The following is a 13,972-nucleotide window of genomic DNA, read 5'->3' as shown; positions in this document are numbered from 1 at the left end:
AATGGCGGTCCCTACGGGAGTCGAACCCGTCTTTTCAGATTGAAAATCTGACGTCCTAACCGATAGACGAAGGGACCGCGGCCCCGGCTGGGAGACCCGGCCGACGGCAAGCGCGTGGTATAGGAAGGTTTGCAGAAAGACGCAAGCAGAGGTCTAACCGTCTGCGAAAGCGCGCCAATTTCGCGCAGCACGGGGACCTATTGCTGGCGCGGATCGGCCGCGTCCTCGATCTGCAGCTCGATCCGATTACGCCCCCCCCACGTGTCGCGCCGGATCTGGCCCGCCACATGGATCGGGAACCCGTTCGAAGCGGCCATCAAGAGCTCGCCGAGCGGCTGCCCGGCCGCCCGGAACGCCACCGCGTCCAGACGCGAGCCGTCGCCGGCTTCCAGAACGCAACGGATGTGCGCCGTCCCCACCGGCTTCGCGAACTTCACCCGATGGGCGGGAAAGGCGAACCGCGGCTGCGGATTGCCTTGGCCGTACGGACCGGCACGCTCCAGCAGGTCGACGAGGCTGTCGTTCGCCGCCGACGGCGTCAGCGCCCCGTCGATGGAGAGGGTCGCACGCTCCGCGAGACGGACCGCCGCCCCCGCGAGCGTCGTTGCAAAAAAACTTGCGAGGTCATCGAGCTTCGCCTTGTCGACGGTGAGCCCCGCCGCCATCGCATGCCCGCCGCCCTTGAGAAGATGCCCGGCCGCCACCGCCTGGCGCACGGCGGCCCCGATGTCGATGCCGGCCACGGATCGCAGCGATCCCGTGCCCGCGACCACGCCACGAACCGCGTTCTTGTCCCAGGCAATCACGCACGACGGACGCTTGAACCGCTCCGTGAGCCGACTCGCGATCAGCCCGACCACGCCGCGATGCCACTCCGCCGATCCGACCATGAGCACGGCCAGATCCGGCGTTTCCTCGAGCAGCCGGTCCGCCGTCGCCACCGCCTCTTCCAGCGCCGCCTGCTCGATCTCCTTGCGCTCCCGGTTGAGCCGGTCGAGCAGCACCGCAATGCGCGCAGCCTCGCTCTCGTCGTGCGTGGAAAGCAGCTTGGCCCCGAGCGCCGCATCGCCGATGCGCCCGCCCGCGTTGATGCGCGGCCCGAGAATGAACCCCAGATGATAGGCCGTCGGCGCCTCGCCGAGTGACGCCGCGTCGGCAAGCGCGCGCAGGCCGACGTTCTCCCGTCCGCGCATGACCTGAAGTCCCTTCGTCACGTAGGCGCGGTTGAGCCCCTTGAGCGGCACCACGTCGGCAACCGTCGCCAGCGCCACGAGATCCAGGTCTTCGATGAGCTGCGGCTCCGCCGTGCCGCCGGAGTAGAACCCCCGCCGACGGAGCTCGCGCACCGTCGCCACGAGAACCATGAACGTCACGCCGGCTGCACAGAGGTGCCCTTGCCCGGAAATGTCGTCGAGCCGGTTCGGGTTGACGAGCGCATGCACCGCCGGCAGCACCTCGTCGGCCTGGTGATGATCGATGACCACCACGTCCACGCCCTTTTTGCTGGCGCCCGCCAGCACATCGACACTGGTCGTGCCGCAATCGACGGTGACGATCAGCTTTGCACCTTCGCCGATGAGCTGGTCGATCGCCCCCGCGTTGGGGCCGTAGCCTTCGGTCAAGCGGTCGGGGATGTAGATCCGGCTTGGCACGCCGTGATGATCGAGGAAGCGCGCCACCAGAGCCGACGAGCAGGCCCCGTCGACATCGTAGTCGCCGAAAACGGCGGTTGGCTCGCGGCGCTGCACGGCATCGGCCAGCCGGCGCGAGGCCTTGTCCATATCGGCAAGCGTCGACGGATCCGGCATCAGCGCCCGGATCGTCGGATCGAGAAACACCGGTACCTCGTCGAGCGTGACGCCGCGCGCCGCCAGGACGCGACCGAGCAGCTCGGGCACTCCATGGCGCTGGCTGATGGCAATAGCCTCGTTTGCGCGCCCCACATCCAGCATTTCGGTCCAGCGATAGCCGCGAGCCGACTGCGTGACGCCGAGGAATGCCGTTTCACCCGGCGCTTCCACACGGGCGCGCGCCTTCCTGAGAGCCGTCATCCCCGAAGTCCCCCGTGCGAATCGTTAAACGTTAAGCGTTTCAGGAGATCCCGCCGCGGGCGACCCCCGGCGATCGCTTTTCAACAAGGCCGGCACCTTGTGAGAGCCCGCCCCTTATGGCAGAGGTGCGGGAGAGACACAGAAAGAGGCACCCGAGGCGAGCCAAAATGAGCGATCCCAAGAACATCATCATTTTTCTGCTGGCGGTCGGCGTCGGCGTGCTCGGCTATCTCTACTACGAGAGCCAGCAGACCAAGGTCAGCATCGACGTGCCGGGCTTCAAGCTCGAAGCGAAATAGGCGTCAGTCCCGGCTGTCGGCGAGGAGATGCTTGCCGACGTCGCGGAAGCGGCTCTTGATCCGGCGCACCGTCCCTGTCTTCGAGCGCATGATCAGCGTCTCGGTCTCGGCCGTCTCGCCGCGGAACTTCACGCCTTCGAGCAGCGACCCGCTGGTCACACCCGTTGCAGCGAAGATCACGTCCGACGACGCCATGTCCTCGAGCTTGAACTTCCGCTTGATGTCGCTGATCCCCATCTTGCGCGCGCGTACGAGTTCGTCGTCGTTCGACGGCATCAGGCGCCCCTGGATCTGCCCGCCGATGCAGCGCAAAGCTGCTGCTGCCAGAACGCCCTCAGGCGCGCCGCCGGATCCGAGGTAGATGTCGATCCCAGTCTCCTCGGGATCCGTCGTCCAGATGACACCCGCGATGTCGCCGTCGGGAATGAGCTGCACGCCGGCCCCCGCCTCGCGCACGGCGCGAATGATCTCCGCATGCCGCGGCCGATCGAGCAGGCACGCTGTGATGCCGCTGACCGGCACGCCCTTGGCCTTGGCCAGCGCCGCGATGTTCTCCCCCACCGGCGCATCGAGATCGACGATGCCATCCGGATATCCGGGACCGATGGCGATCTTGTTCATGTACATGTCCGGCGCGTGCAGCAGACCGCCGCGCTCGGCGATGGCGAGCACCGCCAGCGCATTGGGCATCCGCTTGGCGCAGATGGTCGTGCCCTCCAGCGGATCGACCGCGATGTCGACCTCGGGGCCCGTACCGTTGCCCACCTGCTCGCCGATGTAGAGCATCGGCGCCTCGTCCATCTCGCCCTCGCCGATGACGACCGTGCCCCTCAGTGACACCCGCGAAAGCTCGTGGCGCATGGCATCGACCGCCGCCTTGTCGGCCGCTTTCTCATTGCCTCGTCCGCAGAAGCGCGCCGCCGCCAGCGCGGCCGCTTCGGTCACGCGCGCGACCTCGAGCACCAGCATGCGGTCGAGACCGACTGCGCCGCTATCCTTTGCCATGGGATTTCCTCGCGCCAAATTTGTCCATCCTCAAAGATCCTCGATGCGGATCATCTGCGGCCGCTCCTTCACATGGCCATCCTTCTCAATGGCCCGGAGCGCCTTGCGCATCGCATCTTCGGTCGTATCGTGAGTGATCAATATGACGTTCACGGCAGCTTCGGCGGCACCCGGGCGCGGCTCGGCGGCCTGGCCCGGATGAACGGGGCCCGGACGCTTCTGCACGATGCTTTCGAGTGACACGTTCTCGTCGCCCATCCGCTTCGTGATAGCAGCCATCGCACCCGGCCGATCGTACACGGAAAGTCGCACGTAATAGTTTCCGAGCCTCGACTTGAGATCGAGGCCGCGTGCCGGTTCGAGCACCGAAGTCGAGCGGATGAACGGCGGCATCACCAGCCCCCGCGCGATGTCGACGATGTCGCTGGCCACGGCCGATGCGGTGGGCTTGGCCCCGGCGCCCGGTCCGACCAGCAGCAGGTTGCCGGCGAAATCGCCGTCGATGCCGACGCAGTTGGTGACACCCGACACTTCCGCGAGCGCCGACTCTTCCGCCACCAGCACCGGAGAGACGCGAGCCTCGACCCCCTGCTCCGTGTCGACGGCCACGCCGAGCAGCTTGATGCAATAGCCGAGCTCCGTCGCCGCCTCGATGTCCGCCGTGGCGATGGTCTCGATGCCCTCCACGTGAATCTGATCGAAGGCGATGGTAGTCCCGAACGCGAGCGAGACCAGCAGCGACAGCTTGTGTGCGGCGTCGAAGCCGCCGATGTCGAACGACGGATCGGCCTCCGCATAGCCGAGCTCCTGCGCCTCTTTCAGCGCTTCGGAAAAGCCGCGGTTCTCATCCGTCATCTTGGTGAGAATGAAGTTGCAGGTGCCGTTGAGGATTCCGTAGACGCGCTTCACGCCGTTGGCCGCCAGCGCTTCGCGCAGCATCTTGATGATCGGGATACCGCCCGCGACCGCAGCCTCGAAGTTGAGCGACACGCCCTGCGCCTCGGCCTTCTTGGCCAGCGCGATGCCATGCTTGGCGAGGAGCGCCTTGTTGGCGGTTACGACATGCTTCTTGGCTTCGAGCGCCGCCTCGATCGCGGCCTTCGCCGGCCCGTCCTCGCCGCCGATCAACTCGACGAAGACGGCGTTCGACGGATCCTTGGCGAGCGCCACCGGATCGTCGAACCAGCGCGCGCTGCCGAACCCTTCGCCACGCGCTTTGTCCCGGTTGCGCGCCGAGACGCCGGTCACCACGATCGGACGCCCGAGCATTTTCTCGAGGCGCGCCGCATGAGCATTGAGGAGCTGAATGAGCCCCATGCCGACGGTGCCAAGTCCGGCGACGCCGAGGGTCAAAGGTTCTGACATGACTGACAAATCGCGGCTGAACGGCCTAGCGGCTGGCTTTTTGCGGGATGGGGATGACGTTATGCATGGTTTCCGGGCTCTGGGCGAGGAACTTCTTGATCGAGCGGGCCGCCTGCCGGATGCGGTGCTCGTTCTCGACCAGCGCGATACGCACGAACCCTTCGCCATACTCGCCGAAGCCGAGGCCCGGCGACACCGCAACATCCGCCTTTTCAATCAAGAGCTTGGCAAATTCGACCGACCCCAGCGCCCGGAACGGCTCCGGGATTGGGCACCAGGCGAACATGGTCGCCGGCGGCGGCGGCACCGGGAACCCGGCCCGGCCGAAGGCCTCCACGAGGCAGTCGCGGCGGCTCTTGTAGGTTTTGCGGATCTCCTCGACGCAGTCCTGCGAACCGTTGAGGGCAGCCGCGGCCGCAACCTGAATCGGCGTGAAGGCGCCGTAGTCGAGGTAAGACTTCACCCGCGCCAGCGCCCCGATCAGCCGCTCGTTGCCGACCGCGAAGCCCATGCGCCAGCCCGGCATGTTGTAGGTCTTCGACAGCGACGTGAACTCGACGGTGATGTCCATCGCCCCCGGCACCTGCAGCACCGATGGCGGCGGATTGTCGTCGAAGTAGATCTCCGAGTAGGCGAGGTCTGAAAGAATGATGAGGTCGAGCTTCTTCGCCAGCGCCACCGCATCCTTGTAGAAGTCGAGATCCGCCGTCATCGCCGTCGGGTTCGACGGATAGGAGAGCACCACCGCCAGCGGCTTCGGAATCGAATGGCGGCAGGCGTGCTCGACAGCGCGCAGGAAATCCTCGCCGTTGCCGGCCTTGACGTGCCGCATGGCCGCGCCCGAGATCAAGAAGCCGAACTCGTGGATGGGATAGGTTGGGTTTGGCACGATGATCACGTCGCCGGGCGCCGTGATCGCCTGCGCCATGTTAGCGAAGCCTTCCTTGGAGCCGAGCGTGGCCACCACCTGCGTCTCGGGATCGAGCTTCACGCCGAAGCGGCGCTCATAGTAGGCCGCCTGTGCGCGTCTCAAGCCCGGGATGCCCTTCGACGCCGAATAGCGATGCGTGCGCGGCTTCGACACCGTCTCGACCAGCTTGTCGACGATATGCTGCGGCGTCGGCAGGTCGGGATTGCCCATGCCGAGATCGATGATGTCCGCTCCTCGCGCCCGCGCTCCGGCTTTGAGGCGGTTGACCTCAGCGAAGACATAAGGCGGTAGGCGCTTGATGCGGTGGAAATCGTCGATCACAGTTGTCTCATGATGATATTGCGCGCCAAGGCGAAGCTCGGCCGCGTTAATACATGCCGTATGCAGTTTTGGACCGGGAAATCGGCAACAAAACAGGGCTCTTCCATTTCATTTTACGCCATCAGGGCCGCACGCGTCCAGGGGCAGAACCGGCGCCGAGCCTCGCCCTGTGCACATCTTGTTCTCAACTGCTTCCTCCTTTCCTCCTACTAGGCGTTGTCATGAGGAGAGCCTATCTTGATCCCATGAACGAGCAGACGCGACCACCCGCCACGCCCTACCGCATCGAAAATCCGGAGGAGTTCGCAAAGAACCTCCTGCGCTTCTTCGAGGAAGGCGGCCGCGTCATGACGGAGCTCCTGGAGCGGCCCGACGCCAAGATGAGCCCTTATTCGGCCGCGAGCGAGATCAGCGAAGCCGCCGGCACGCTGGCGGACATCGCCCGCGTCTGGCTCACCGATCCCGCCAAGCTCGCCGAGGCCCAGGGCACGTTGATGAGCTCCTACCTCGATCTCTGGAACACCTCCATCCGCCGCATGCTCGGCGAGAAGGTGGAGCCGGTGGCCGAGCCCGAGCCGTCCGACAACCGCTTCAAGGATCCGGAGTGGTCGTCCAATCCCTATTTCGACTTCTGGAAGCAGGCGTATCTGGTCACCACCCATTGGGCCGAGGACGTTCTCCAGCAGACCGAGGGCCTCGACGATCCCACGCGCCAGAAGGCCGAGTTCTATTTGCGCCAGCTCTCGAGCGCGCTGTCTCCGTCCAACTTCCCGATGACCAATCCCGAGGTCGTCCGCGAAACCTTCGCCACCAACGCCAAGAACCTCGTGCAGGGCATGAGCCACCTCGTGCGCGACATGGAGAAATCCGGCGATCTCCTGAAAATCAGCCAGACCGACACCGAAGCCTTCGAGGTCGGCAAGAATCTGGCGATGACGCCCGGCAAGGTCGTCTTCGAGAACGAGATCTTCCAGCTCATCCAGTATGCGCCGACCACCGACAAGGTGCGCGAGGTGCCCCTGCTCGTCATCCCGCCCTGGATCAACAAGTACTACATCCTCGACCTCACGCCGCCGAAGAGCTTCCTCAAGTTTGCCGTCGACCAGGGCTTCACGGTATTCGTCATCTCCTGGGTGAACCCGGACGAGCGCCTCGCGCACAAATCCTTCGAGGACTACATGCTCGAAGGCGTGCTGACGGCCGCCGACGCCGTCTCGCGCGAGACGGGCGTCGAGAAATGCAACGTCGTCGGCTATTGCGTCGGCGGCACCCTGCTCGGCGCCACGCTGGCCTATCTCGCGGCCCGCGGCGAGGAGCCGTTCCGCTCGGTGACGTTCCTCACCACCCAGCTCGACTTCTCGAAGGCCGGAGACCTTCTGCTCTTCACGAGCGACAACCAGCTCGAATCCCTGAAAGAGATGATGGCCGAGCGCGGCTATCTCGACGGCTCGCGCATGGCGAACGTGTTCAACATGATGCGCCCGCGTGATCTCATCTGGCCGTACATCGTCAACAACTACCTGCTCGGCAAGAAGCCGTTCCCGTTCGATCTCCTCTATTGGAACCAGGACTCGACGCGGATGCCGGCCGCCAACCACGGCTTCTATCTCGAAAAGTTCTACAACGAGAACAAGCTCGCCAAAGGCGAGATGACACTTGCCGGCGTCAAGCTCGACCTGAAGAAGATCAAGCTGCCGGTGTTCGAGCTGGCGACCAAGGAAGATCACATCGCGCCCGCGAAGTCGGTATTCATCGGCTCGAAGCTGCTCGGTGGTCCGGTGGAATTCGTGCTTGCAGGTTCCGGCCACATTGCCGGCGTGGTCAATCCGCCGGACAAGATGAAGTATCAGTTCTGGACCGCCAACAAGGCCGCCGCCGACACGCTCGACGAATGGATCGGCATGGCCAAGGAGCATCCCGGCTCCTGGTGGCCCTATTGGTCCGAGTGGCTCGCCAAGTATGCAGGCGGCTGGACCATTCCGCGCGAGCCGGGCGAGAAGCTCGGCGCCATCGAGCAAGCCCCCGGCAGCTACGTCCGCACCAAATCCTGACGGATTTGGCTTGCGTGCCCTAGCTATTGCTCCTTAAGCGAACATTTGAGACGTTGCGACAGCGCGGCGAGAGATTGCGATGCGGGCGAGCTCACCACATCGTGATTTTTCGAGGGACCGATCTCTTCGCAGCCGCGCGTCCTTGGGGAGGCGCATTTGGCAGAGCGAACGAGGGTATTTGTTTGCTATCGGAAAAAGGATGCGGCGGGTCGCGAGTCCAACAACGCCTACAAGCTTTTCGAGTACCTGAGAGAAATTCCCGAGTACGACGTTTGGATGGATGAGAACCTCGATCCCGGATTTCTCTGGGAGCGAACCATCTACGAGCATCTGGTCTCGAGCCACGTCGTTGTGCTGGCCATCAGCGAAGGCACATCCCAGTCGGAGTGGGTACGCCGGGAAATTTCCATGGCCATGGCCTTCAGCGTCCCGATCATCCCGATCGGGCTGAATATCGACGAGGCGACGCTCCAAGCGGAGCTCAAAGCACTGCGGCTCAGCGAGCTTCAGCACAAGAAGCCATTCAACATGGGGAGCCATACGGCACGCGCTGTTGCGATCGAGCTGGCTCCACCGATCCAAAGGGCCCACGAGCGCTCAAAAGCTGCAAACTACGAGTTGATCAAGAAGATCGCCGCGACCGTGACGCCGCCCGTGAAGCCGGCGAAACCTCAGCTCTCCGCGGCCAAACGAGAGTTGGCCCTGGCGACCGGACCACTCACCATCCATATCGCCAGCGGCGACATCTTTCATCTCAATGGCTACGACGTTCTCGTCAATTCCGAGAATGACTACATGCAGATGGCCCGCATATTCGACATGGCGAGCATTTCGTCGAACATCCGCCATCTCGGCTCATCGACGGAGCGTGGCTATATCGAGGACACCATCCAGACCGAAATCGAGCGTGCGGTATCCGGAAGCCCGCGCCCCGTCCCGATCGGCACGACGTTCCTGACCAGTTCCGGCGGGCCGACCAGCAAGCTCTTCAAGCTCAATCGCGTGTCTCACGTGGTGCACGTGGCGGCGGTCCAGGCCATCATAGCCGAGCACCGCATCGTTCCGCTCCGGAGCGAACACCAGATCCGCGATTGCACGACGTCGGCTCTGCTGTCGGTTCAGGACCTCTGCCGGGCACGGGGCGTCGTCTCACCCGAAGGGACATCCCAGCGCCGGCTGCAGGAGGGGATGGCATCGAGCTTCAAACCCAAAAGCGTCGTCCTTCCCCTCTTCGGCACCGGCCGCGGAGGCCAGACGTCCGCCGTCGTAGGACCATATGTCCTGCGTGCCATCGCCGATTTCTTCAATGGCCCGCTGTGCGAGCGCGAGCATATGTCGATTACCGACGTCTATGTCAGCGCCTTCTCCGACGAGGACGTGGCCACCATGTCCACGCTCCTGCACGAACTGGAGACGGCCTAGCCCTTTACAGCCGGTGCAGGCGCTCGCGTGGATCGTAGTGATGCAGCAGGAGATAATCGCTCCAGCCGCCGTCGCCCTCGCACATCGCCATCGACGACATTTGCAGCGGCCTTCCGACTGTCTCGCATTGATAGAGCTTGACCAGCAGAGCCCGCCACAGGTCCGCCGGCCGATCGGTATCGAACAGGAGATTGATGTGCCGGCGTTCCCGGCCATCGGCCGGGCGATCCGAGAACGCGAACCACTTGATCAGCGCCTTGTCCGCAGCCAAGCCCTCGCAGACTTTGCGCACGCGGTCGAAGTCGAGGTCGCGATTGCGGTCGGGATGAATTTGGATGCAGAAGTCGGTCATGGACGGGATCCGGAACGAGAGCGAGATCATTCACTCGCAAAAAACTGACGGACCCCTACACGGAACGCTGCAAGTCTGGCCACGCGTCTAACTGTCTCTTAACCTTGTTATTTTGTCGCTCCGGTTTCCCGGCGATACCGGTTCAGCTCGCAGCCGCGCGGCGCTCAGCCAGACGCTGCTCGGCGCACTGGACGATGGCGGCGCACAGCTCGTCCGCATTCGACCAACCCGCCTTGAGCGCGAGGTTCTGCGCGCTCGCGAGCGTGACGAGGTGCTCGACGTTTCCGATCGCCGACAAGCGATCCATCAGCGCGTGCGCCCCATGCCGCTGCAGCGTCACCACCGCCCCGATCGCGTAGGGATCGAAGACCTGGATGGGCGGCGGCGGCTCGACCTCGGCCGAAGGCGCAGCGGGAGCCGTCGTCTGCGGCTCGCCCCGTGCCTCTGACAGGGCCGCACCGAACTCGGCGACGCGGTCCGACTGCCGGAGGATCCTATTGACGATCCGGCGTTTGGCCTCGTCCGACAGGTCATGCTCCTTGTCGAGAACCGTCCCGATCAGAGCCCGCAGTTTGTTACGCGCTGAGCGCTGTGTGCGTGTCATGAGCATAGATCCTGGGAGGCGCGTTACCGTTGACGAGCATGCTGGAGACTTCATCGTAAAGCCGGCGCAGATCCGCGACGCCGTCGCCGTACTTGGCGTCGATCGTCCGCGTGTCCGCGCTCCACTCGAAAGCGTTGGCGATTCCGTCGCGATGCGCGAGCTGCATCTCCGCCATCGGGTGCGTCAGCCCGACCTCCTCGATGAGAAGCCGCTCGGCCCCCCGTCCGCGCACGAAATTCGGAAGGCACATATAGCGGCGGCGCGAGAACGGGATCTGCGCAAGCTCGTCGAGGTTGCTCGCTCCCTCGGCGACGAGCGAGATGCGGTCGATCGCCATCAGCGAAACGTAGTCCGGCCGGAACGGCACGATGACGCGATCGGCGGTGGCAATCGCAGCATGCGTGACGAACGACAGCCCGGGCGCACAGTCCATGATCACGACGTCGTAAGCGCCGTCCCAGCGCCGCAGCAGCTGGCCCAGCCGGCGCGAGAGATCGATGATCAGGTTCTTGCCCTGGTGCCCGCTCGCGAGATCGAGGAACAGGTCGCCTTGCACCTCGTCGATCAGGAGCGAGCCCGGCAGAATGTCGAGCACCGGCCGCCGGCCGGAGGCACCGACGACATCGCCCGCCTCGCGCACCAGATAGGGCTCGGCCGCGGTATGGGGCGTCTTGAAGCAATCGACGAAGTAGTCGGAAATCGTTTTGCGCTTGTCGCGCGCTTCGCGCCATCCGCGCCCGCCGAGCAGAATGATCGACGCGTTGCATTGGGAGTCGATATCGACGACCAGGACGCGCTTGCCGCCCCAGATGCTGAGGCTGTGCGCGAGCATCACGGAGACCGTGGACTTCCCGACGCCACCCTTGCGGTTGGCCACGGCGAGGTAGAGTGCCATTGTTTCCTCACTTCACGAGACTTCGTGGTCTCGTGGATTGAATGCACTTGTACCCCGCGCTCCTTGAAAGATGCCGCGACGCACGCCCTCCGCTCGCCATCGGCATCTGGCCCGTGCGGGCCGCGCAATATGAGTGTCGCTGTCTAGACCCCTCCCACCGATCTGACCCAACCGCTCGGGTCGATCTTCCCGTTGCCGGCACGTCCCTTCATCTTTTTCAGCTGGCCCGCACCAGCCGATAATAGATTGTGGATAACCCCGTCTAACCTGTTAGCAAACACTAATATGCTCTGAAAACGACAATCTGTGGGCGAGATTCTGAGCGCGGGAACTAAAATCCGCAACGTCTATTCGTGCCTTGGCAACGGGCCCACCTTCGCCGCCCGTGCGCAGCCTTGAAGGGGCACCGCGCGTCGTCCACATTGGCCACCCCTCGCAAAAAACGGCCGAATTTCTCTTGCCGACAGCGCCCCGTGACAAGCAAACTGACCTAAAATTCCTCCGATATTCCAAGAGATAGCCACCTGATGCTCGCGCCCGTAACCCCGGCGGTCCTGTGCGGTCGCCTCATGCCGCTCGGACCCAAACACGTGCCGAGCGGCATTGCCAAGATGAGGGCGCCGGCACCCTGGCGCATCACGCACACGGGCCTGGCCGGCGATGCGCAAGGCGACACCAAAAACCACGGCGGCTTGGAAAAGGCGGTCCACCAGTACCCCTTCGACCACTATGCCGAATGGCAGCGGGAGTTCGGCGAGCATCCCTTGCTTGGCGAGCCAGGCGCCTTTGGCGAGAACCTGTCCACCACCGGATGGACGGAAGAGACGGTCCACATCGGCGACGTCGTCCGCTTCGGATCCGCCGTCATGCAGATCAGCCAAGGCCGCCAGCCGTGCTGGAAGCTCAACGCGCGTTTCGAACGTCAGGACGTTGCCTTTCGAACGCAGATGAGCGGACGCACCGGGTGGTACTATCGTGTGCTCGAGGAAGGCACGGCCGATCCGTCCGACAGGCTCGAGCTCGTGCAACGTCTCCGTCCCGGCTGGCCCCTGGCTCGGCTTATCGCACTGCTGTATCGCGACAAGGAGCGCTACGACGAGCTGGCGGAGATGGCCGCCATTCCGGAGCTGGCCGAGGGCTGGAGGAAGCTCGCCGCACGCAGGATCGAGACCCGCACCACCGAGAGCTGGACGGCGCGTCTGACCGGACAAAACTAAAGCAGATTATTCATGCGTTTGCCCTTGGGCAGGCCTGCGGCCCCGAGAGCGGTACAAGGCGGCCCTGCCTGTGCTAGAAGGCCGGTTTTCCGCCGTCCGAGGCCGTCCCTGAAAGCACCGGGGTCCGGCGGACCCCGGTGAAGATGGACGACGCCCAAAGCATGACCGCCAAAGCCACGACCAGTCCCTCCCCGTCAGAGACCCGGCCCGCGTCCAAACCGGCCCCCAAGGTCGGCTTCGTCTCGCTTGGGTGCCCGAAGGCCCTTGTCGACAGCGAGCGCATCATCACCAAGCTGCGCGCCGAGGGATATCAGGTCGCGCCCGACTACGCCGGCGCCGATGTGGTTGTCGTCAACACCTGTGGCTTCCTCGATAGCGCCAAGCAGGAGAGCCTCGACGCCATCGGCGAGGCTCTTGCCGAAAACGGTCGCGTCATCGTCACCGGCTGCATGGGCGTCGAAGAAGGGCGTATCCGCGAGGTGCACCCGGGCGTGCTCGCCGTCACCGGCCCGCATCAGTACGAGCAGGTCGTCTCCGCCGTGCACGACGCCGTGCCGCCGCTGCACGACCCCTACCTCGATCTCGTCCCGCCGGAAGGCCTGCGCCTCACGCCCCGTCACTACGCCTATTTGAAGATCTCGGAAGGCTGCAACAACCGCTGCTCGTTCTGCATCATCCCGAGTTTGCGTGGCGACCTGGCGAGCCGCCCGGCGAACCATGTCATGGCCGAGGCCGAGCGCCTGGTGAAGGCCGGCGTGAAGGAACTGCTGGTCATCAGCCAGGACACCAGCGCCTACGGCCTCGACCTGAAATATGCGGAGAGCACCTGGAAGGGCGCGCCGCTCAAGGCCCGCTTCCTCGATCTCGCCCGCGCCCTGGGCGAGCTCGGCGCCTGGACCCGGCTCCACTACGTCTATCCCTACCCGCACGTCGACGACGTCATCCCGTTGATGGCCGAGGGCAAGATTCTCCCCTATCTCGATATCCCGTTCCAGCACGCCTCGCCCGCCGTGCTGAAGTCCATGCGCCGTCCGGCCCATCAGGAAAAGACGGCCGAGCGCATTGCCAATTGGCGCAAGGTCTGCCCCGATCTCGCCGTCCGCTCGACGTTCATCGTCGGCTTCCCCGGCGAGACCGAGCAGGATTTCACGCTCCTTCTCGATTGGCTGCGCGAGGCGAAGCTCAACCGCGTTGGCTGCTTCAAGTACGAGGCCGTCGCCGGCGCCAAGGCCAACGACCTCGCGGGCGCCGTCCCCGAGGAGGTGAAGGAGGAGCGATGGCACCGCTTCATGGCAGCGCAGCAAGAGGTCTCGCGTGAGATCCTCGCGGCCCGCGTCGGCACCACCGTCGACGTTATCGTCGACGAGGTGGACGAGGATGGCGCGCTCGGCCGCTCGCGGTGGGATGCCCCCGAGATCGACGGCAGCGTTTTTCTCAATGGCGAGCAGAACGTCAAGCC

12 protein-coding genes and 1 tRNA gene are annotated in these 13,972 nt (G+C 64.5%); 5 read left to right on the top strand and 8 right to left on the bottom strand.

Translation table 11 applies throughout. From position 1 onward, the window contains the following. Nucleotides 1-2: 2 nt before the first annotated feature. Nucleotides 3-77: transfer RNA gene (locus tag QZV93_RS12855), tRNA-Glu, on the bottom strand. Nucleotides 78-197: 120 nt separating this feature from the next. Next, complete coding sequence (gene recJ / locus QZV93_RS12850; RefSeq protein WP_295559008.1) at nt 198-2,051, bottom strand: single-stranded-DNA-specific exonuclease RecJ; 1,854 nt, start codon at nt 2,049-2,051, stop codon at nt 198-200. 167 nt (nt 2,052-2,218) lie between these two features. Between recJ and QZV93_RS12845 the strand changes: the two genes are divergently transcribed. Further along, the gene (locus QZV93_RS12845) at nt 2,219-2,350 is read left to right on the top strand and encodes a hypothetical protein (RefSeq protein ID WP_295559006.1); all 132 of its coding nucleotides are present in this window, start codon (nt 2,219-2,221) and stop codon (nt 2,348-2,350) included. 3 nt (nt 2,351-2,353) lie between these two features. Here QZV93_RS12845 and glpX read toward each other — a convergent pair whose 3' ends face one another. From glpX to QZV93_RS12830, 3 genes are read right to left on the bottom strand one after another with little or no spacing between them, the layout of a single operon-like run. After that, nucleotides 2,354-3,355 carry a class II fructose-bisphosphatase gene (gene glpX / locus QZV93_RS12840; RefSeq protein ID WP_295559005.1) on the bottom strand — a complete coding sequence of 334 codons (1,002 nt, stop codon included), beginning with the start codon at nt 3,353-3,355 and terminating at the stop codon, nt 2,354-2,356. A 30-nt stretch (nt 3,356-3,385) separates the two neighbouring features. Continuing rightward, nucleotides 3,386-4,720, bottom strand: coding sequence for a homoserine dehydrogenase (locus QZV93_RS12835; RefSeq protein WP_295559004.1), 1,335 nt, complete (start codon nt 4,718-4,720; stop codon nt 3,386-3,388). Between the two features lie 25 nt (nt 4,721-4,745). Then, nucleotides 4,746-5,972, bottom strand: a complete 1,227-nt coding sequence (locus QZV93_RS12830) for an LL-diaminopimelate aminotransferase (protein ID WP_295559002.1) — start codon at nt 5,970-5,972, stop codon at nt 4,746-4,748. A 221-nt stretch (nt 5,973-6,193) separates the two neighbouring features. On the opposite strand from QZV93_RS12830, the gene phaC reads away from it, so the two are divergent. Together phaC and QZV93_RS12820 are read left to right on the top strand one after the other, a co-directional pair. Next, nucleotides 6,194-8,023: a class I poly(R)-hydroxyalkanoic acid synthase gene (gene phaC / locus QZV93_RS12825; RefSeq protein ID WP_295559000.1), complete on the top strand. Its 1,830-nt coding sequence runs from the start codon at nt 6,194-6,196 to the stop codon at nt 8,021-8,023. A 156-nt stretch (nt 8,024-8,179) separates the two neighbouring features. Continuing rightward, on the top strand, nt 8,180-9,445 hold the full coding sequence (locus tag QZV93_RS12820) for a toll/interleukin-1 receptor domain-containing protein (RefSeq protein WP_295558999.1): 1,266 nt from the start codon (nt 8,180-8,182) through the stop codon (nt 9,443-9,445). A gap of 4 nt (nt 9,446-9,449) precedes the next feature. Here the strand turns inward: QZV93_RS12820 and QZV93_RS12815 are convergent, their stop codons facing one another. The 3 genes from QZV93_RS12815 to QZV93_RS12805 form a co-directional block, all read right to left on the bottom strand. Further along, a complete protein-coding gene (locus QZV93_RS12815) occupies nt 9,450-9,797 on the bottom strand; it encodes a hypothetical protein (protein ID WP_295558998.1) in 348 nt (115 codons plus the stop codon). A 142-nt stretch (nt 9,798-9,939) separates the two neighbouring features. After that, nucleotides 9,940-10,401, bottom strand: coding sequence for a hypothetical protein (locus QZV93_RS12810; RefSeq protein ID WP_295558996.1), 462 nt, complete (start codon nt 10,399-10,401; stop codon nt 9,940-9,942). Then, a complete protein-coding gene (locus QZV93_RS12805; protein ID WP_295558994.1) occupies nt 10,373-11,296 on the bottom strand; it encodes a ParA family protein in 924 nt (307 codons plus the stop codon). Before QZV93_RS12805 ends, QZV93_RS12810 begins: the two co-directional genes overlap by 29 nt. 527 nt (nt 11,297-11,823) lie before the next feature. On the opposite strand from QZV93_RS12805, the gene QZV93_RS12800 reads away from it, so the two are divergent. After that, on the top strand, nt 11,824-12,513 hold the full coding sequence (locus QZV93_RS12800) for an MOSC domain-containing protein (RefSeq protein WP_295558993.1): 690 nt from the start codon (nt 11,824-11,826) through the stop codon (nt 12,511-12,513). Between the two features lie 161 nt (nt 12,514-12,674). After that, nucleotides 12,675-13,972 (top strand): 30S ribosomal protein S12 methylthiotransferase RimO (gene rimO, locus QZV93_RS12795; RefSeq protein ID WP_295558991.1); only part of this gene is annotated, 1,298 nt, incomplete at its 3' end.

Origin of the sequence: uncultured Hyphomicrobium sp., assembly GCF_902826555.1 — a bacterium.
Taxonomy (GTDB): domain Bacteria; phylum Pseudomonadota; class Alphaproteobacteria; order Rhizobiales; family Hyphomicrobiaceae; genus Hyphomicrobium_C.
The sequence above is the reverse complement of the archived record's forward strand: the minus strand, read 5'-3'. Positions and strand labels throughout refer to the sequence as shown.